Source organism: Streptomyces tailanensis (assembly GCF_008386495.1).
Classification (GTDB): Bacteria; Actinomycetota; Actinomycetes; order Streptomycetales; family Streptomycetaceae; genus Streptomyces; species Streptomyces tailanensis.
In genome coordinates this window covers 119785-138596 of sequence record NZ_VTHJ01000019.1, presented here as the reverse complement: position 1 = coordinate 138596, position 18812 = coordinate 119785, and the positions used below count along the sequence as shown (strand labels likewise).

At 69.7% G+C, this 18812-nt stretch carries 21 protein-coding genes; 8 read left to right on the top strand and 13 right to left on the bottom strand.

Annotated features, from left to right (window positions below):
* Positions 1–114: 114 nt before the first annotated feature.
* Genes F3T56_RS18135 through F3T56_RS18125 form a run of 3 tightly spaced genes read right to left on the bottom strand, consistent with a single transcriptional unit; the run spans position 115 to position 1451 of the window.
* A complete protein-coding gene (locus tag F3T56_RS18135; RefSeq protein WP_149826209.1) occupies positions 115–726 on the bottom strand; it encodes a GTP-binding protein in 612 nt (203 codons plus the stop codon).
* A complete protein-coding gene (locus F3T56_RS18130; RefSeq protein ID WP_149826208.1) occupies positions 723–1151 on the bottom strand; it encodes a roadblock/LC7 domain-containing protein in 429 nt (142 codons plus the stop codon). Before F3T56_RS18130 ends, F3T56_RS18135 begins: the two co-directional genes overlap by 4 nt.
* A gap of 60 nt (positions 1152–1211) precedes the next feature.
* Complete coding sequence (locus F3T56_RS18125; RefSeq protein ID WP_149826207.1) at positions 1212–1451, bottom strand: hypothetical protein; 240 nt, start codon at positions 1449–1451, stop codon at positions 1212–1214.
* Between the two features lie 674 nt (positions 1452–2125).
* Here F3T56_RS18125 and F3T56_RS18120 point away from each other — a divergent pair.
* Positions 2126–3361, top strand: coding sequence for an acyl-CoA dehydrogenase family protein (locus F3T56_RS18120; protein ID WP_149826206.1), 1236 nt, complete (start codon positions 2126–2128; stop codon positions 3359–3361).
* 105 nt (positions 3362–3466) lie between these two features.
* Here the strand turns inward: F3T56_RS18120 and F3T56_RS18115 are convergent, their stop codons facing one another.
* The 6 genes from F3T56_RS18115 to F3T56_RS18090 all read right to left on the bottom strand — a co-directional run bounded on the left by F3T56_RS18115 (position 3467) and on the right by F3T56_RS18090 (position 8867).
* Positions 3467–4063 carry a GAF domain-containing protein gene (locus F3T56_RS18115; RefSeq protein ID WP_149826205.1) on the bottom strand — a complete coding sequence of 199 codons (597 nt, stop codon included), beginning with the start codon at positions 4061–4063 and terminating at the stop codon, positions 3467–3469.
* A gap of 37 nt (positions 4064–4100) precedes the next feature.
* Entirely contained in the window at positions 4101–4703 is a 603-nt protein-coding gene (locus tag F3T56_RS18110) for a GTP-binding protein (RefSeq protein WP_149826204.1), read from the bottom strand.
* Positions 4681–5049, bottom strand: a complete 369-nt coding sequence (locus tag F3T56_RS18105) for a DUF742 domain-containing protein (RefSeq protein ID WP_149826203.1) — start codon at positions 5047–5049, stop codon at positions 4681–4683. The genes F3T56_RS18110 and F3T56_RS18105 overlap by 23 nt, the downstream gene beginning before the upstream one ends.
* Before the next feature lie 4 nt (positions 5050–5053).
* The gene (locus F3T56_RS18100; RefSeq protein ID WP_149826202.1) at positions 5054–5491 is read right to left on the bottom strand and encodes a roadblock/LC7 domain-containing protein; all 438 of its coding nucleotides are present in this window, start codon (positions 5489–5491) and stop codon (positions 5054–5056) included.
* A complete protein-coding gene (locus F3T56_RS18095; RefSeq protein ID WP_149826201.1) occupies positions 5478–7346 on the bottom strand; it encodes a sensor histidine kinase in 1869 nt (622 codons plus the stop codon). Before F3T56_RS18095 ends, F3T56_RS18100 begins: the two co-directional genes overlap by 14 nt.
* 558 nt (positions 7347–7904) lie before the next feature.
* Complete coding sequence (locus F3T56_RS18090) at positions 7905–8867, bottom strand: helix-turn-helix domain-containing protein (RefSeq protein ID WP_172638999.1); 963 nt, start codon at positions 8865–8867, stop codon at positions 7905–7907.
* A gap of 371 nt (positions 8868–9238) precedes the next feature.
* Between F3T56_RS18090 and F3T56_RS18085 the strand changes: the two genes are divergently transcribed.
* Genes F3T56_RS18085 through F3T56_RS18065 form a run of 5 tightly spaced genes read left to right on the top strand, consistent with a single transcriptional unit; the run spans position 9239 to position 13313 of the window.
* Complete coding sequence (locus F3T56_RS18085; RefSeq protein ID WP_149826200.1) at positions 9239–10612, top strand: ATP-binding protein; 1374 nt, start codon at positions 9239–9241, stop codon at positions 10610–10612.
* A complete protein-coding gene (locus F3T56_RS18080; protein WP_149826199.1) occupies positions 10609–11022 on the top strand; it encodes a roadblock/LC7 domain-containing protein in 414 nt (137 codons plus the stop codon). The genes F3T56_RS18085 and F3T56_RS18080 overlap by 4 nt, the downstream gene beginning before the upstream one ends.
* Positions 11019–11378, top strand: coding sequence for a DUF742 domain-containing protein (locus F3T56_RS18075; protein ID WP_149826198.1), 360 nt, complete (start codon positions 11019–11021; stop codon positions 11376–11378). The genes F3T56_RS18080 and F3T56_RS18075 overlap by 4 nt, the downstream gene beginning before the upstream one ends.
* On the top strand, positions 11356–11964 hold the full coding sequence (locus F3T56_RS18070; protein WP_149826197.1) for a GTP-binding protein: 609 nt from the start codon (positions 11356–11358) through the stop codon (positions 11962–11964). The genes F3T56_RS18075 and F3T56_RS18070 overlap by 23 nt, the downstream gene beginning before the upstream one ends.
* A gap of 38 nt (positions 11965–12002) precedes the next feature.
* A complete protein-coding gene (locus F3T56_RS18065) occupies positions 12003–13313 on the top strand; it encodes a cytochrome P450 (RefSeq protein WP_149826223.1) in 1311 nt (436 codons plus the stop codon).
* Between the two features lie 21 nt (positions 13314–13334).
* On the opposite strand, the gene F3T56_RS18060 is transcribed toward F3T56_RS18065, so the two are convergent.
* Complete coding sequence (locus tag F3T56_RS18060; protein ID WP_149826196.1) at positions 13335–14582, bottom strand: cytochrome P450 family protein; 1248 nt, start codon at positions 14580–14582, stop codon at positions 13335–13337.
* Positions 14583–14801: 219 nt separating this feature from the next.
* On the opposite strand from F3T56_RS18060, the gene F3T56_RS18055 reads away from it, so the two are divergent.
* Complete coding sequence (locus F3T56_RS18055; protein WP_172638998.1) at positions 14802–15191, top strand: hypothetical protein; 390 nt, start codon at positions 14802–14804, stop codon at positions 15189–15191.
* A 101-nt stretch (positions 15192–15292) separates the two neighbouring features.
* Here the strand turns inward: F3T56_RS18055 and F3T56_RS18050 are convergent, their stop codons facing one another.
* The gene (locus F3T56_RS18050) at positions 15293–15691 is read right to left on the bottom strand and encodes a DUF6114 domain-containing protein (protein WP_246203676.1); all 399 of its coding nucleotides are present in this window, start codon (positions 15689–15691) and stop codon (positions 15293–15295) included.
* Positions 15688–16350 (bottom strand): DUF6230 family protein, encoded by a 663-nt coding sequence (locus tag F3T56_RS18045; RefSeq protein WP_149826195.1) that lies wholly within the window; start codon positions 16348–16350, stop codon positions 15688–15690. The genes F3T56_RS18050 and F3T56_RS18045 overlap by 4 nt, the downstream gene beginning before the upstream one ends.
* 707 nt (positions 16351–17057) lie before the next feature.
* Between F3T56_RS18045 and F3T56_RS18040 the strand changes: the two genes are divergently transcribed.
* Complete coding sequence (locus F3T56_RS18040; RefSeq protein WP_149826194.1) at positions 17058–17711, top strand: Tat pathway signal sequence domain protein; 654 nt, start codon at positions 17058–17060, stop codon at positions 17709–17711.
* A 23-nt stretch (positions 17712–17734) separates the two neighbouring features.
* On the opposite strand, the gene F3T56_RS18035 is transcribed toward F3T56_RS18040, so the two are convergent.
* Complete coding sequence (locus tag F3T56_RS18035) at positions 17735–18715, bottom strand: lytic polysaccharide monooxygenase auxiliary activity family 9 protein (RefSeq protein WP_149826193.1); 981 nt, start codon at positions 18713–18715, stop codon at positions 17735–17737.
* Positions 18716–18812 lie beyond the last annotated feature (97 nt).

The window sequence follows — 18812 nt, the reverse complement described above, 5'->3', positions numbered from 1 at the left end:
GGGAGAAGCCGAGAGTGGGGGAGCGTGCATGGCGTCGCTCGGCAGACGGGAATGTGACGACAGGGCCTAGCCGGCGTAGCCCACAGCAACACCCGGTCGGCGGCGAACTCGCGCTCAGCCCGGGCGCAGGCCCGCCGCTACCAGGCGGGCCTCTATCCTGCGGCGGGCCGCGCCGAGTACCGCCAGCAGGACCTCCTTGCTGGACTGGCGTTCGCGTACGTCGCAGAGGATCACCGGCGTGGTGGGGCCCAGGTCGAGGGCCTGGCGGACCTGGTCGGCGTCCACGTCGCGGCGGCCGTCGAAGCAGTTGACGCCCACGGCGAACGGGATGCCGCGGGACTCGAAGAAGTCGATCGAGGCGAAGGACGCGTCGAGGCGCCGGGTGTCGGCGAGGACGACCGCGCCCAGGGCACCGGTGGCCAGGCCGTCCCACATGAACCAGAAGCGCTCCTGGCCCGGCGTACCGAAGAGATACAGCACCAGGTCGGGGGCGATGGTGATGCGGCCGAAGTCCAGGGCGACCGTCGTCGAGCTCTTCCGCTCGACGCCCGTGAGGTCGTCCACGCCCTCGCTCGCCACGGTGAGTTGTTCCTCGGTCCGCAGCGGGGAGACCTCGCTCACCGAGCTCACCATGGTCGTCTTGCCGACGCCGAAGCCGCCCGCGATGAGGATCTTCAGGGCGGTGGGCACCACCGGGCCGCCCGCCGCCGAGCCGCCGCGGGTCATGCGTCCTGCACGTAGTCGGTCGGCGTCTCCGAACGGGGCGCGGCACTCAGGTACTTGCCGACCTGCTTGACCAGCGTGCCCATCTCGAACGCCATCATGCCGACGTCCACCTCCTCCGAGGCGATCGCGGCCAGCCGCGCGCCCCGCCCGGCGGCGGTCACGAAGAGGAACGCCCGCTCCATCTGGATGACCGTCTGCTGGACCTCACCGCCGTGGAAGTGACGTGCCACGCCCCGGGCCAGGCTGTGCATGCCCGAGCCGACCGCGGACAGGTGCTCCGCGTCGTCGAACCGGATGTCCTTCGACTTGCCGATGAGAAGGCCGTCCCCGGAGAGCACGATGGCGCAGCGGATCTCGGGTATCCGCTCCACGAGTCCGTCCAGCAGCCAGTCCAGTTGGGGACCCGGGGGTACCTGCTCAGTCATTCCTGAATGTTCCTCACAGTCGGTCGGCGCCAGGGGGACACGCCGAGTCGTCGGGGGCCGTCAGTCGGTGTCGTCCGGCTCGGCGAGCCGGGCCCGCATCGATCCCCGCTGGATCGCCGTCATGGCACGGGCCAGGGCGTCGGGAGAGAGGGTGTCCTCGGCGTCGTAATCCTGGGGGCTGTTCGCCGCCTCGTCACGTGCTGGGGGCGCGGACAGCGCTGCTCGCGGCCGGGGCCGTCGGGGGAGGCCCTGGGCGCCGCCCGTGGCGGCCGCGTCCTCGGCTGAGGTTCCGGCGCTCATCGATGACATGCCCGGCCGTCGCGGGTACCTGGCATCTGATTCCTCGTACGGCAGCGAAAGTCCGATGGAGACAAAGTCCGGTGGGGACAAGGGGTGTTGCGCTCGGCCGGAGGGAACGGTATCAGGCTCCGCGCCCCGTCGTCAGTAGCCCCCTGACCGCCACCTGACCCCAGCTCCGCCGGTGGCCGGGGCACAACTGCCGTACGGCCGTCAAGGGTGACTTGTCGACAGAGAGAGACAGGGAGAGATAGGTCACTATCGGCCGGACCAAGCCAGTTCTGACGCGCATCGACGTGGCCGAAAGTCGCTATCGTCCTGCTCAAACCTCCGCGGACGGCTCGTCGGTCTGGTATTTGACCCCAACTGGGGCTTGGAGAAGGTGACTTCGAGGGCGGATGCCTGGTGGTCATGGGACGTCAGGCTGGCGCCGCGTCAGCGGAGACGCTCAACTTCTCTTTGGAAAGTATCAAAATGTGGACACCGAATCGCCCGTCTCCCACGGGCTGACGCAGATTTCAACGGCCCATGTTTCAGCCAAACCACCTTAACGATCTTGGCGTAAGAGGTTGATTTGTAGACCATGTTGCACGTCGGCCAGGTCCCCCCTTGGAACCACAGCCTGACGTACAGCCTCCGCGTCTTCCGGCGCGGGGAAGCACGGAGAAGGGCTTGGCGTGGAACACGTCTTCACCACTCAGGACCACGAGGATCTGCGGCAGCGCGTACGCGAGTTCGCCGAGCGCGTGGTGCGGCCACTGATACCGGAGATGGAGGCATCCCGTACCGCACTGGTCGGGCTGTCCCGAGCGATCGCCGAGCAGGGTTGGATCGGCGCCACGATCGACCCGGTGTACGGCGGAATGGGCGCGGGCCATCTGGCCAAAACCATCATCATCGAGGAACTCGCCCGCGTCAGCGGCGCGATGGGCGCGATGGTCCAGGCATCCCAGCTGGGCGTCGCCAAGATCGTTCACTTCGGGGACGAGACCCAGAAGCGGACCTGGCTCCCGAGGATCGCCAGTGGAGAGGTCCTGCCGACCATCGCCGTGACCGAGCCGGGGTCGGGGGGCCACGTGGCGGGCATGGAGAGCAGCGCCGTACGGGACGGCGACGACTACATCCTCAACGGCCGCAAGGTCTTCGTCGGCAACAGCCACGTGGGAGACCTGCACGGTGTCGTGGTCCGTACCGGGCCGGGCTCCAAAGGCATGACGGCGTTCCTCGTCGAGGCGGACCGGCCCGGCTTCTCCCTCGCGAAGCAGGTGCCGTCCATGGGCCTGCACGGGTTCAGCTTCGGGGAACTCGTCTTCGACAACTGCCGAGTACCCGCCGCGAACCGGCTCGGCGAGGAGGGGGGCGGACTGGCCGTCGCGTACTCCTCGTCGGTGCTCTACGGCCGGCTCAACCTCACGGCGGTGTCCCTGGGGATCCATCAGGCGGTGTTCGAGGAGACCTCCCGGTACTGCCGGGAAACGCAGCGCTACGGCGAGCCGCTCGGCCACGTTCCCAACATCAAGATCGAGCTGGGCCGGATGCTGCAACGGCTCACCCTCGCGCGGCAGAGCGCCTATCTCGCCGCACACCTCCTGGACAACGGGCGTCCCTGCGACGTCGAGCTCATGGCGGCCAAGCTCTTCAACGTCGAGTCGTCCATCGAGTCGGCCCAGGCGGCCATGAAGATGCACGCGGCCTGCGGCCTGTTCACCGACCGCCCCCTGGAGCGCTATCTGCGCGACGCCTTCCACATCTACGCACCCGCCGGCACCTCCGAGATCCAGGCCCTCAGGCTCGGCGAGTTCGCCCTGGGGGAGAACCGGGGCCAGTGGTCCGAGCGCCTCGCCGACCTGGTCCGCACCCCGCAGCCCACGTTCCAGCAGACGGAACTCGACCCCGTGGGCGAGCTGGTCTAGACCTCGGACAGCAGGGAAACCGCGGACACAGCGCGTGTCCGCGGCTTTCGTGAGTGAGTCGGTTGCCCGGCGACCGGGCGGTGGTGCCCGGTCGGGCGGTCGGGGTCAGTTGCCGGCTGCCAGGGACTGGATCTGCTCGGACATCTCCTGCGCCATGTGCTTGATGACCTCCAGCCGCTGCCGCCCCCACGTCCGGGAGTCGGTGTCCACGACGCAGATCGTGCCGAGGTTGATGCCCGCCAGCGGGTCGACCAGCGGCGCGCCCATGTAGGAGCGGATGCCGATCTCGTCCACGACCGCGTTGCCCGCGAACCGCGGGTAGTCGCAGACGTCGTCGAGCACCAGCGCCGTGGTCCGCTTGACGGTGTGCGGGCAGAAGCCGTGGTCCAGGCCCATCTCCCGGCTCACCGAGGGGGCGCTCTCCTGCATCGGTCGCTGGGCCACGTTCACCGGACCGGCCTCCGGTGTGTACAGCCCGGCGAAGAACTGCCGCCGGTCGTCGATGAAGTTGACCATCGCGTACGGCGCGTCGAGCTCCAGGGCCAGTCGGCGCGCGAACTCGTCGAACTCGATCCGGGGGGTGTCGCGGAGCCCGAGTTGGGCCAGTCTGGCGGCCCGTTGCGGAGCGGCGGGGTCCTCGGGGGTCAGGAGCAGACGGTCGAGCGGTGGGTCGTAGGTGGAGTAGGGGCCGGTGCTGTTCATGAGAACTCCGTTCGATGTCGGCTGGGTTGAGTATGGATCAACGGAGCACGGGCGGCTGCTGCATCGCCACACCGGGTGTCATACCGAGCAGATGCTGGACGAGTTCGACGAGCACGCCCGTACCGGAACTGCAGTGCCGGGCGTCGCAGAACACGATCGGTGCGTTGGACCTCAGGCCGATGGCGTCGCGGACCTCTTCGATCGAGTACTGGTACGCACCGTCGAACTCGTTCACGCCCACCACGAACGGGATGCCGCGGACCTCGAAGAAGTCCACTGCCGGGAAGCAGGCGTCGAGTCGGCGGGTGTCGGCGAGCACCACCGCTCCCAGCGCACCGTCGGACAGTTCGTCCCACATGAACCAGAACCGTTCCTGACCCGGCGTACCGAACAGGTAGAGGACATGGTTCGAGTCGAGGGTGATACGGCCGAAGTCCATGGCCACGGTGGTCGTGGACTTTTCCTCCACCCCGTCCAGGCTGTCCGTGCGCACACTGGCCGTGGTGATCACTTCCTCGGTGCTCAGGGGCGCGATCTCGCTGACCGCCCCCACGAAGGTGGTCTTGCCCACCCCGAATCCTCCGGCTACGAGGATCTTCAGCGCGGTCGGGAAGGGGTCAGAGCCGTGCGCGTAGGCCATCAAGCACCGCCTCCAAAACTTCTCGGTTGGCGGCGGAGGCCGCCTCGACGGCACGGGGCGCCCGTGCGGTGAGCGCCTCGTGCTGCACTAGGTCGGACAGTAGGACTTTGGTGACGGCGATCGGCAGGTTCATCCGGGCCGCCACCTCGACCACCGGCACCGGTCGGGCGCACAGCCCGAGCACCATGTCGTGGTCGGGGCCGAGGTCGTTGATCGGCTGGATGCCGGTGGCCATCACCAGGCTGAGCAGATCGAGAGGCGTCGAGGGTCGAGTGCGCCCGTTGCTGACGGTGAAGGGCCGGACTAAGCGTCCGGCCTCCTCGTCCAGGAACAGCTCGTCCGTCATCGCGTCACATCCCCGCGCTGGAAGGCGCGGTGGTAGGCCGGCGGGCCGGGGTGGCGAGGAACGGCTGCACGGCCCGGATCAGCATGCCCATCTCGTAGCCGAGCGTCTCGGTGTGCGTCGAGGAGTCCGCGGTCACCGCGAGCACGGCGCCGTGGCCGGCGGAGGCCACGATGAGGATGCCGTTGTGCAGTTCCACGATGACCTGACGGACCGTACCGCCGTTGCCCAGCACCCGGTCGTGACCGAAGGAACGGCCTAGGGAATTGAGCCCGGAGGCTATCGCCGCGAGCCGGTCGGCGTCGTCGGCGCCCAGGTCCACATGCGCCTTGCTCAACCCGTCGGAGGACAGCAACAGCACCTGGCGGGTACCGGGCACGGTCTTCTTGAGGTTCTCCAGCAGCCAGTCGATGTTCTGACCGGTGGGGTGGCTATCGCTCACCATGGTGGGGTTCTTCTCCTTGCGGTTGAGACGAGGCCCAGCGCGAGTCGTCGACGGGGATCACGTCGGATGTCGCGCCGGCGAGACCGAAGCCTCGGTTGATTCCGGCCAGGAGGCCGGGGCTGAAGTTCAAGTCCTGTTCGTTGGTCTCGGGAGGCGCGAGGGGCCCGTGGCGGAGCTCGGGGGCCAGGTGCTCCATCGCACGGCGCTTCGGCAGCACCGGCCTGGCGGACGACCCGGGCCCCTGCGGGGCGCCGGGGCGCTCATGGCCGGCGGGGCGGTACTCGGACCGGACGTCGGCGTTCCGCGCGGTCGGCCCGGACGCCGATGCGGGCGGCTGCGCCATGTCGTGCCGGACGGGGGCGGACGGGGAGGCCGAAGCCATCGGTGCCGGTCGCTGCGGTACGGAGGCGGGGGAACCCCCGTACGACGCGACGGCGGCCGGGGGAGCCGGGTACGCCCCTTGGCCGGCCGGGGGGCCGGAGTAGGACGACGCCACGGCGACCGGCGGACCCGACTGCGGCGGACCCGGTTGCGGCGAGTCCTCCCATGAGGGTGCGGCCGGTTGCGCGGACGCCTGTGCCGGGCGGGGTGCGGCGGGACGTGCCCGGTCCGGCGCCTGCCCCTCCTCGTCGCCGAGCAGGCCCTGCGGGAGCACCAGGATGGCCTGGACACCGCCGTAGATGTTGCTCTGCAGCTGGACCGCGATGCCGTGCCTGCGGGCCAGGGAGGAGACCACGAACAGACCGATCCGGCCGTCGGCGAGCAGCTTGTCGATGTCGATGCGGACCGGGTCGGTGAGCAGCGCGTTGATCCGGTCCTGGTCCTCCTGGGGGATGCCGAGTCCGCGGTCCTCGACCTCGATGGCGATGCCGGCGGTCACCCGGCGGGAGCGCAGGAGGATCTGGGTGTCGGGGTGGGAGAACATCGTGGCGTTCTCGACCAGCTCGGCCAGCAGGTGGATGACGTCGGCGACCGCGTGCCCGCGCAGCGTGCCCTCGATCGGCGGCACCAGCTTGACCCGGGAGTACTGCTCGACCTCGGCGATGGAGGACCGCAGCACCTCCGTCAGCGTCACCGGGTTGGTCCACTGGCGGCGGGAGACCGCGCCGCCGAGCACCGCGAGGTTCTCCGCGTGCCGCCGGATACGCGTGGCCAGGTGGTCGATGCCGAAGATGCGCCGGAGCAGGTCCGGGTCCTCGACCTGGTTCTCCAGGTCGTCGAGTTCCCGGATCGTACGGTGGACGAGGGACTGCAGCCGACGGGCCAGGTTGACGAAGACCTCGACCTTGTCGCTGTTGTCGTCGGAGGCCGCCTGGAAGTAGCTCGCCGCCCAGACGAGGGCCTCGCGGGCCCGGTGCTGGGCCGACGCGACCTCGTACTCCAGAGCCTGGCGGGCGTCCTCGGCGCGTGGTGCCTGGTACGTGAACCCCCGCGACGCGAGCTGCTCACCCCGCTTGAGCCGGGTCAGGTCCTCGTCCAGCGCCCAGTTGCCGTTCGTGAGGGCCTGACGCAGCGACTCGACGTGCCGCTCCTCGGTGCGGGCCCGGGACCTGGCCGCGAGCACGGCGCCGGCGAGGCAGCCGCAGCCGAGCACCGCGCCACCGGTCAGGACACCCCAGGTGGCAGCGTCGGCGGTGCCCTCCTGCAGCCGCAGGACGGTGCCGGTGACGGCGGTGGAAATTCCGGCCATGATCGCGGTCGGGAGGACGGCGAGGCGCGTCAGACGCGGGCGTATCGCAGAGGAGTCCCCAGGACCCGAGGCCCCGGTCCTGACGTGCCGGTGACGAGGCGGAGGTGTCGTCGTGTCCGGCCGACCGTGATCCGGGGATGTTGCGAAGGGTGGGGGTTCAGGCATCGGAGTCCTCTCGATCAGCCAGTACGCGACAGAGTAGCGAAGAACGTCAACTATCTGACCAGCAGTCCTAGTCGCCCAGGGCGGGGCATTCACCTGAGGAGCCGTCAATCGCGGCAAGGGGCTGCGACGCATTTCTACCGTCTGTCGCCGGGGTGGCGCCGCAGCAGTTCTTCACACCGAGCCGGGGTGCGGGGCCGGTTGTGAAATCAGGACCGTGCCGCGGGGACGACCTGCGCGGGGTCGCCGTCCGGTGGTACGCGCGTTACCGATCGCCAACCCGATTCGTGCGGGACTCAGTTGACCAACAGGTAAACCCTGGTCACACAGGGCGTGCACGAGGGCTCCCAGCAACATTCACACCATGAAGTCGCAAAACGCGCGGTGCGCCGACTTGCGGCGGACTCCCGCCCGAGCCGGGGCCGGGGGGCGGACGAGGGTCGATTTTCGGCTGGGCTCTGACTAAGCTTTAGACTTCAACGGAACGCCGCGAGGGCGGAAAGATGAGAGAGTGTCGGCGAAACGGGCCCGTCGCCCCAACTCCCTTGATTTCAGGTGGAGTCAGCGCAGGCTCTGTCGCATCTCCCGGGGGCTCACGCCGTAGCGCCGTCGGAAGGCGGTGCTGAGGGCGCTCGCGGAGGAGAAGCCGGCGGAGTACGCGAGGTCGGTGATCGTCATGTGCTCGCACTCCGTGCACAGCAGCCGGTCCCGCACCAGGCGCAGCCGCTCCTCGCGGATCAGTTCGCGGGGTGTGGTCCCCACGCGCTGCAGGGCGAGTTGGATCTGGCGCAACGACCAGCCGAGGGCACGTGCCACCGCCGTACCCGTGAGATTCGGGTCGGCCGCGTGGTCGCGTACATAGCGGCGGACCATCGCCTCCACCTCGGCCAGCTGCCCGGGGACGTCGGGGCGGTCGTCGCCGACGGTCAGCATGCAGATGAGTTCCACGATGCGGTCGGAGACGGAGTCGAACTGCGGGTCGGTCAGATGCTCCCGCTCCTCGTGCAGGCCGGTCAGCATCGAGCCGACGATCCGTCCGAGGCCCCGGGTCAGGTCAAGGCCGGCGGCGACGGGCGACTTGGCGCCCAGGCGGCCGTCCACCTCGCGGGCCGGGACGGTGAGGATGAACGCGTTGATGTCGTCGCTCTGTAAGCATTGGAAGGGCGCCCCGAAGGTGACCAGCGCCCCGGTGCCCGGGGTGAGCCGTGCCTCCTCGCCCTCCTGGCGGAGCACTATCTCCCCGTTCAGGGGTAAGAGCAGGCGGTAGTCCTCGTCGGGGTCCTGGCGGACCTGGCGCATCGTGCGGGTGTACTCGATCTCGCCCGACCGGTACTTCACCAGCTGGTAGTTGTCGGTGCGCTGGCGGACGGTCTGCCCGTGGAAGCGCTCCGCCTGGGGGTACCTGTAGCCCATCCGGGACTGGTACGTGCCTATCTGCTCGGTCCAGAAGTCGGCCCGCTCACGCGGGTCCAGCTCCTCGGTGGACAGCGCGTCGACGACATAACTACCCGCGGGCAACGCCATTCCCTTCCCGTGTCGGTCGGAACCCGAGAACCCGACAGCTCCCTTGTGGTCTCATACGATCCCGGACGCGAAAACCTTCAACTGGTGAGTGATCAAAGACAGTTACCGTCCGGTCAGTTGTGCTGCGCAGCCTAGCGTGGCAAGCGATTGCCATGCCGCCCGGTCGGGTGGCCGAATATGCCGGGGGAGGAATCGCGGGGTCACTCACGCCTCTTGCGTCACTCCTGCGTCCTGTGACAACTTCCGTGCGCGTCACGGAAAGTGCCCGGGCGGTCGCACCACTATCGTCGGGCGCTCCGTCAACTCACGCCCGCTGTCCGGGACCTGAGGACGTTCCGTGACGTTGAGGACGTAAGGACTCGTGGACTCTCATGACCGATCAGATACCGCAGGCGGTGACCTGGGCTCTGGCCTCAGCCCTGTTCGTCACCGCCGTACTCCTGTTGCGCCAGCAGGGGATCACCAGGCGGCAGCGGAGGAAGAACGCCGGCCTGGCCGACGAGGTGCGGGCCCGTGAGGAGGAGCTGCGCCATCTGGTCCTCGTCCGGCTGCCGGCCCTCGCGGACCACCCGGGCCAGGACCTACCCGGTGTCGGCCCGCTCGACACCCGGCTCGCCGGAACCGAGTTCGGCAAGGGCCTCGACGAGGTACTGACCCGCTTCTCCGGCGCCGTCGCCCACGCGCAGGCCCGCGCCGACCAGTCCGCCAAGGCCGCGCTCAAGGCGTCGATGCGCTCCATCCAGGCCCTCGCCAACGAGCAGCAGGTGTCCATCTCCGAGATGCAGGACCGGCACGACGACCCCGACGTGCTGCGCGACCTCCTCGAAGTCGACCACACCAACGCCCAGTTCGGCCGCCGCGCCCAGGCCATCGCCGTACTGTGCGGATCCTGGCCCGGCCGGCAGCGCTCGACCTCACCCCTGCTCGAGGTCGTCCGGGGCGCCACCTCCCGCATCCGCGACTACCGTCGCATCCGGATCAACGGCCAGGTCGACATCGCGGTGGAGAGCCGCGCGGTGGAGCCGGTCGTCCTCGCGGTGGCCGAGCTGCTCGACAACGCGGCCCGCCACTCGCAGCCCAACACCACGGTCGAGGTCACCGTCCAGTCCGTGCACAACGGCGCGTGCGTCGTCATCGACGACGCCGGCGTCGGCATGGACGGTCAGGCCGTGGACCGCGCCACCCGTCTGCTCGCCGGCCGCGGCGAGGTGGACGTCACCCGCCTCGCCGACCCGCCCCAGTTCGGCTTCGCCGTCATCGGGGTGCTCGCCCGGCGGTACGGGTTCAGCGTCTCCGTGGACACCCGCTCGCCGTACGGCGGTGTCCGCGCCGTCGCGTTCCTGCCCACCGCGCTGCTGACCCAGCTGGAGCCCGCCGCCCCGGAGCCCGCGATCGACCTGACACCCGTACCGGACACCACCGAACCCAGCCCCCGCCCCGCGGTCACCGAAGGCACCGCCGAGGGCACCACCGACGGCGGACTGCCCAAGCGCCGCCGGCGCACCCCGCGGCGGACTGCCGCCCCCGAGCCGGAGCCCGCCGGGACCGCGGAGGTCTCCGGGCGCACTCCCGAGGAGAACGCCCGCATCATGGGCGCCTTCGCCCGCGGCACCCGCTTCGGCCGGGCGGCGGGACGCATCCTCGACGAGGACGAATACGTCAACGCCGACGCCGCCGAGGCCGACGCGAGCACCGACACCGCACCATCCGCCCCCCACGAGAACGAAGGGACCCCCCACGCATGATCGAGCCCACGACCAACGAGCTGGGCTGGATGCTCGACGACGTGCTGAAGGTCCCCGAGGCGCGGCACGCCATCCTGCTCTCCGCCGACGGCATGCTCCGCGCCCACTCCGCCGACATCGACCGCGACGACGCCGAGCGCCTCGCGGCCGGGCTCTCCGGACTGCAGTCGATCAGCCGCAGCACCGCCGAGTTCTGCGGCTCCGCGGACAGCCCGTGGCGGCAGACCCTGATCGAGTTCGGGCACGGTTTCGTCTTCCTGGTCGCGGCCGGGGAGGGCGCCTATCTCGCGGTGTCCACCGGCGACGAGGTCGACATGGAGGCGGTGACGTACCGCATGCACAAGCTCGTCGACCGGCTCGGCAAGGAGCTGACCAGCCCGGCGCGGCTGGACACGGGCAGCCGGATATGACGCCCCGCCGCCGGCCCGAGGGTCGTCTGGTGCGGTCGTACGTCGTCACCGACGGCCGCGCCCACCCGACCCGCAACACCCTGGACCTGGTCACGCTGCTGATCGCCGCCACCGACCTGCCGCTGACCGGCCTCAACCCGGAGAAGCGCCGCGTGATGGAGCTGTGCCGGCCCGGCGCGCTCTCCCTCGCCGAGGTCGCGGGCCATCTCCAACTGCCGGTCAGCGTGACCAAGGTGCTGGTCGCCGACCTCATGGACAGCGGCCACATCGTCACCCGCGCACCGATTCCGGCCGCCCGGCCGTCCGACGCCCGCATCCTCCAGGAGGTCCTCGATGGGCTCCGCGCCCGCCTCTGACGACGTCTATCTGCGGCCGACCGTGAAGACGGCGGTCAAGCTGCTCGTCGTCGGTCACTTCGCCGTCGGCAAGACGACTTTCGTCGGCACGCTCTCCGAGATACGGCCGCTGCGCACCGAGGAGGTCATGACGCAGGCCGGTGCGGTGGTCGACGACCTCGCCGGCACCCGCGACAAGACCACCACCACGGTCGCCATGGACTTCGGCCGGCTCACCCTCAACGACTCCCTGGTGCTGTACCTGTTCGGCGCCCCCGGGCAGCAGCGCTTCACCAAGCTCTGGCAGGACATGACCCGGGGCGCCCTCGGCGCGCTGGTCCTCGCCGACACCCGGCGCCTGTCGCACTCCTTCGACGTGATGGGCGTCCTGGAGGAGCTGGACCTGCCGTACGCCGTCGCCGTCAACGACTTCGACGGCGCCCCCGTGCACGGCCTGGACGAGGTGCGCGAGGCCCTCGACCTGCTGCCCGAGACCCCGCTCGTCCGCTGCGACGCCCGCGACCCGGAGTCGTCCACGCGGGCGCTGATCTCCCTCGTCGAGTATCTGCTGAGCCGCGAGAGCGAAAGCGAACTGGAGCACGCGTGAACGCCGTACCGCCGCCGGGCTGCCCGGCCCACCAGCCCATGCACGGACCGGAGTTCGCCGCCGACCCTGCCGCGTTCTACGAGCGGGCGCGCGCCACCGGGCCGACCACCCCCGTCGAGCTCGCCGCCGGCGTCCGGGCCACCCTCGTCACCTCGTACGACGCCGCCCTGCACGTACTGCGGAGCACGGAGACGTTCTCCAAGGACCCGCGCCGCTGGAACGACCTCAACGACGGCACCGTGCCCCCGGACAGCCCCGTCGTGCCGATGATGATGTACCGGCCCAACGCCCTGTTCTCCGACGGCGAGGACCACCGGCGGCTGCGCGGCGCCATCACCGACAGCCTGGCCCGGGTCGAGCCCAACACCCTGCGCGGCTACGTCGAGCGCAGCGCCGACACGCTCATCGACCGGTTCGCGCCCACCGGCAAGGCGGACCTGCTCGGCGAGTACGCCCAGGTCCTGCCGCTGCTCGTCTTCAACCGCCTCTTCGGCTGCCCCGCCGAGTACGGGCTGAAGCTCGTGGAGGGCATGTCCGGCATCTTCGACGGGGTGGACGCCGAGCGGGCCAACGAACTGCTCGTCACCACGCTCTTCGAGCTGGTCACCCTCAAGCGCAAGCAGCCCGGGCCGGACGTCACGTCCTGGCTCATCGCGCATCCGGCGGAGCTCACGGACGAGGAGATGATCCACACCCTCGTCGTCCTCATGGGCGCGGGCACCGAGCCGCAACAGAACCTCATCGCCAACGGCCTGCGCCTGCTCCTCTCCGACGACCGCTTCGCGGGCGACCTCTCCGGCGGCAGCCTCCCCGTCGAGGACGCCCTCGACGAGGTGCTGTGGACCGACCCGCCCATGGCCAACTACGCCGTGCACTACCCGAAACGGGACGTCATGTACGAGGGCGCCCTCCTCAAGGCCGGCGACCCCGTCGTCATCTCCCTGGCCGCCGCGAACACCGACCCGGCCCTGACGAACGACCAGCGCGCGGGCAACCGCGCCCACCTTGCCTGGAGCGCGGGCCCGCACAACTGCCCCGCGCAGACCGAGGCCCGGCTGATCGCATCGGTGGCGGTGGAAAAGCTCCTCGATCGCCTCCCGGACGTCGAACTCGCCCTACCGGCAAGCGAGTTGGAGTGGCGCCCGGGGCCGTTCCACCGGGCGCTCGCGGCACTGCCGGTGACGTTCCCGCCAGCCCGGACGGTGGGCGCGTCTGTGGCCGAGGAGCCCGCCGGGGGGCGGCCGGAGGGGCCGTACGGGAGCGGTTACGGGGCGCCGGCCGCCGCGCCGGAGTCCGTCCGGCCGAGGAGTGGCTGGGCCCGGCTGCTGGCCTGGTGGCGCGGCGAGTAGCCGCGCCACCGGCGTCGTGGCTCAGGCATCGCGGACGGGCAGGTGGCGGTGGCCATTGGAGATGAATGACTCCACGTGTCCCAGCTCCGCGTCCGTGGCGGCCGGCCGGAGTGACGGGAACCGCTCGAAGAGGGCCGGGAGCGCGATACGGGCCTCCATACGGCCGAGGGGGGCGCCCAGGCAGTAGTGCACCCCGTGGCCGAAGGCGAGGTGCTCCTTGTCGGGGCGGGTGACGTCGAAGACGTCGGCGTCCTTCCCGTGCCGCTCGGGGTCGCGCCCGGCGGCCGCGTACGCGGCGAGGATCGGGTCCCCCTTGGCGATCACCACACCCTCGGGGCCGCCGAACTCGGCGAGGTCCAGGTCCTCCACGGCGTAGCGCAGCGGCAGGCTCGCCACCGGCGCCTCCGCCCGCAGCGTCTCCTCGATCACGTCGTCCCAGGTCGCGCGCCCCTCACGGACATGGGCCAGCTGCTTGGGGTGGGTCAGCAGGGCGTGTACGGCCTGGTCGAGGAGGTTGACCGTGGTCTCGTGCCCGGCGCTGACCACCAGCACCAGGGTGTCCAGCAGTTCCTGCTCGCTGAGCCGGGTGTCGTCCTCGTCGCGGGCCGCGATCAGACCGCTGGTGAGGTCGTCGCCCGGTGACTCCCGCTTGGCGGTCACCAGTTCGCCGAGTACGCCGTACATCCGCTCGTAGGCGGCGGTCATCTCGCCCGGCCCGGCGGACGTGTCGAACAGCTTGTCCACCAATTCCTTCAGCACCTGCCCCCGTTCCTCGGGCAGGCCGAACAGCTCGCTGATCACCCGGATCGGCAGCGGATAGCAGTACGCCTCCCGCAGATCGACCGTCTCACCGCGCCGGAAGCGCTCCTCGACGCCGTCGAGCAGTTCCTTGGTGATCTCCTCGATGCGCGGCTGCAACGCGGCCGTACGGCGCGCCGTGAACGCCTTGGAGACCAGAATGCGCAGCCGTTTGTGGTCACCGCCGTACGCCGTGAACATGTTCTGCACCGCGACCCAGGTGAACAGCGGCCACTCCGGCGTGATCTCACCGGCGGCGAACCTCGGCCAGTGCTGCCGCGCGTCCTTCGACACCCGGGGATCGGTCAGCAGCCGCTTGAGCAGATCGGTGCTGCTCACCGCCCAGGCCTCGACATCGTGCGGCCCCGGAAGCAGGACCCGGGTCGCCGGACCCGTCTCGCGGATCCGGGCGGCCTCACCGTGGATGTCACGGCCGGTCGCGTCGATCACAATGGGGGCGGGGTTGCCCATCGGGCCCTCCTGGCAGTCGTAATCAGTCGTAATCAGTCGTAAGGAGTCCAACAGCACTACGTACAAGCCCAGTTACGCTACGACCCGGTAGCGTCGCCGGGCGAGAACACGTGCCACGCGCTGCGTACGACGGCAACTTCCCTGCGCGTGCTCGCAAGTTGGGTGCGGAGCGCGCTCCTAGGATCGGGCTCACCCCCCCATGAGGAGCCGGTGAGTGCCATGACTGTCAGCAGGGCTCCGCGCTGGATGTGTTCTTACAACCCCGACGTACGTACGGTGCCGGCCGGGCGCTGGTGGAACGCCGTACGCGTGCCGGTGGCCCTCGGCACCCCCGCGCTGAAGTCCCTCGGGGACGCGAGCGGAGCCGTGATCGAGGACGGCTACGGCGGCATCATGTACTGGCTCGTCCCGCCCGGCGCCGCGACCGACTGGCGCCTCACCGACGTCCAGGTCCTCGGGCCGGGCAGCCACGTCGCCGTCCCACCCCTGCGCCGCACGACGGGCCCCGGCCTCTACTGGCGCGTACCTCTCTCGCAGGACCGCTACTGGACGGACCCGGAGCGCTTGCGCGCGGCTTTGACCGAGGCTGCGGTCACCTTTGCGCTATAAACGAGACCCCGCGCCCCGATAGGGGCGCGGGGCTGAATCGATATGCGGCTCCGCCGCGTGGGCGCGAACAACCACGAACAACCCGCACTCGCCGAACTACCTCAACCACCGAGCCCTGCGGCGTGTTTTTCCGGCTGCTTGGCGGAGCGCTTACGCCGGGGTTCCTGGTCCGGCAACCACCCGAACGTCAGCGTGCTACCCACCGCCCCCAACAGCAGCCCCACAACAAACCCGCCGATGTTGGACGTGAGCCAGGTGCCGAGGGAGAGCAGGATCCCGAGGATGGAGTAGAACAGGCGCTGCGCGGGGTTGAAGAGGATCAGCGCCCCGCACACGATCATCAGCGAGGGCAGAAGGTAACCCGCCAGCCCCTGCATACCGATCTTCAGGATGACCGGCAGCGGCGCCTTCATGGTCACCAGAATCTCCGCGCCGCCCAGCACCAGCAACAGCCCACCGGCGAACGGCCGGTGGCCCCTCCATTCCCGGAATCGGCTCACTGCTCGCAGCCCTCGCTCTGGAACCTCATGTGCAGGTCGGGGAGCTTGAAGACGGCCGCGGTGGCCGCGTAGTTGTGCTGGTACAGGTCGGTGATGGTGACCGAGTCGGCCTGCTGACCGTAGACACCCCGCGGGCCCTGCTGGTCGACCTTGTCGAACGTGCTGGAGTCGCGGCCGATCTCGATGTTGTTGAACGAGGCGTCGCCCTTGATGTCGTCGGAGTCGATCGCCAGGTTCTTCACGCTCACCGGCGTGGACTTGTCGCCCGCGGTGAGGACGAGCTGGATGCCGCCGAGGTCGACGCTCTGACACAGATTGGTCAGCTTGCCGCTCTTCACGACCGAGGTCACGACCAGCACCTGACCGCCGGTGTCACCCTCGTTGGGGCTGTTCTCGATCATGTGGTCGAGCGCACCGAACTGCGCGAAGCCCTGCCCCTCCAGCTTGTCGGCGGTGACCACGAAGGGCATGCCGGAAATGGCGAACTGGACGCCGAGGGCGCCCTGGGCGGTGAGGATCATGAGACCGGCGGCGACCGCCGTGGCCGGCACCGCCATCACGGCGGCACGCTTCAGGCGGACCCGCCCGCGTCTTCCGGACGTTTCGGGACCCTCGGGTCTTTCATTGGTGGACGCCGTGGCGTCCGAGGACGAGGCCATGTGTGCTCCCTGGACTTACAAGCAAGAACAGTGCAGATGGTTCAAGCCACGTTGTCCTGGCGCGGACACCGGTTGCGACGCACACCTGAGCGCACCCTCCCGAGGGTGCAAGGGCTTACTCGCTACGCCGCAGTAGCCATTCGGGAAGTTACCCGTGGTTACTTTGGAGGGTCAAGGCGCTTGTGACAAAAGGATGTTGGATGTGCGACACCTGTGAAGGGTGAACGTCGCTCACCTTTGCCTTTGTCGGTCGAGGCCCTCGACCGCACCACCGCAGGCGAGGCCGCCAGCGTCTCAACTTCCTTACTGCTCCTTGACGTTGACTCTTCTACAGGTCTACAACTCTCCCGGGTTTCCCCCAACGGATCCGTGGCGCCGGATCCGACGCGCAGCGTTTGTCACCGTCCCGAGCTCCCCGTCGCCGGCGTGGAGTGTGTGACACACCTGAACGCGCTGCGCGGCCCAACGCAGCACCACCCCTCGCCGCGTGCCGGGCATGGTCGCCTTCCCCTCCACTGGACCGTGCCCGGCCCCCGGCTGTCGCTGTCGATCCGTCACGTACGGAGAAGGCGTCACGGATCGACAGCGATCGTTCGGCGCCGTGCGGCACCGCCGCGTTCCCCCGCGCGAACGATGTCGACGCGCGCGTTCACCCGCAGTTCTCTCCTTCCGAAAGTCCTGAGAACAACCTGAGAAGAGGCACCCCCATGCGTACGCGATCCCTCCTTGCCCTCGTCGGAACCACCGCCGCCCTGATGGTGTCGGCCGTCAGCCCCGCCTCCGCCGCCGACACCGTGCTCACCACCGGCGGCCTCGCCGGTGACGCGGTCGCGGTCGGCGACACGCTCAGCGCGTCGCTGGCCTCCGGCACGACCGGCAAGTTCTACTCCAGCGCGACGGGCACGAGCGGTGTCTCCTGCGCCGAGTCGACGTTCACCGCCACGGTCACCGACAACCCGGCGGGGCCCGGCACGGCCACCGAGACGGTCGACGCCCACACCTTCGGCAACTGCACCAGCAACGTCTTCGGCGTCACCGGCGTCAACAGCGTCACGGTCAACAACCTGCCGTACACCACCACCGTCACCTCGGACGGTGTCGTCACGGTCAGCCCGGCCGAGGGCTCGGTCCTCCAGACCACCGTGGTGCTGAGCACCCTGCTGGGCACCATCAACTGCGTCTACCAGGCGCCCAGCATCACCGGCACGTCCAGCAACGACGACAACAGCATCAACTTCACCAGCCAGCCGTTCACGAAGACCTCCGGCTCGTCCCTGTGCTTCAGCACCGGCTACTTCACGGCGAAGTACGCGCCGGTCACGAACACCACCCAGGGCGGCGCGTCGGTCTTCGTCAACTGACGTAGCCCGACGGGTCAGTCACCTCAGTCACCGATACGAGAGCGGCGTCCGCGTCCGCGCAGGAAGAGGACGGCGGCCACGGCGAGCACCGACACCGTGGCGCCGCCCGCTGCCAGCGGCACGAGGGCGCCGCTGTCGTCGCTGCCATCGCTCGCGGAGGCCACCGGGCTGTCGGCCACTTCCGCCTGTACGTCACCGGGGGTCCACGAGGGCTCCAGCGGCGACGGCGACCCTTCCGTGGGCGTGGACTCGGCGGACGCCGCCGGCGCGGGCTTGTCGGTCTTCGCCGGTTCCGCCTCCGAAGTCCTCTCTCCAGTACCGGAGTTGGCCCCGGAGCCGGTCTTCTTCGCTGCCGGGAACACCACGTCCGAGCAGGAATAGTACGTATCCACCGTGCTTGTGTTCTGCCAGATCGTGTACAGCACATGACGCCCGGACCGGTCGGCCGGCAACTTCGCCGAGAAGCGGTACGAGCCGTCCCGCAGCGGCGGATCCGTGATCGAGGCGAACGGCTTCTCGGGCAGATCCGACCACTTCAACGGCTCGGTGGGGTCGTATCCCGGTTTCGTCAGGAACAGCTTGAACGTCCCGGTGTGCGGGATCGTCGTCCGGTACGTGAGGTTCAGCGTGCTGCCGGGGGAGAGGCGGGTCGAGGGCCAGTCGGCACGGGCCAGATCGAGCCCCTTGTAGGGCGCGAGCCCGCCGCTGCACAGCTGCCCGTCCGGGACGACCTCCCGGTCGCGCCCGTTCACCCCGGCGATCCGCATGTTGTCCCACGCGGTGAAGGGCGCCCCGTTCGCGGCGATCGCCGCCTCGCAGGCCGCCGTGCCCTGACTGTCACCCTCGGGCGAGCACGCCGACACCCGGCTCACCGGGTCGGTCGGCGCGCCGTGCGCCGCCGCGGGGCTGCCGGCCGCCGCCGTCAGAAGGACGGGAGCCGCCATGACGAAGGCGGCGGTGCGGTGGCAGGCGGACAAGCGGTACATCCGGAACGTCCGATCCATGGGGATGAGGGCTGGGGCGAGGGGCTGGGGTGAGGGCCTGGCGGTCCACCGTGTCGTACGGGACCCGGGAGCGCCGCGTTCAAAGGTCCGTGGCGTG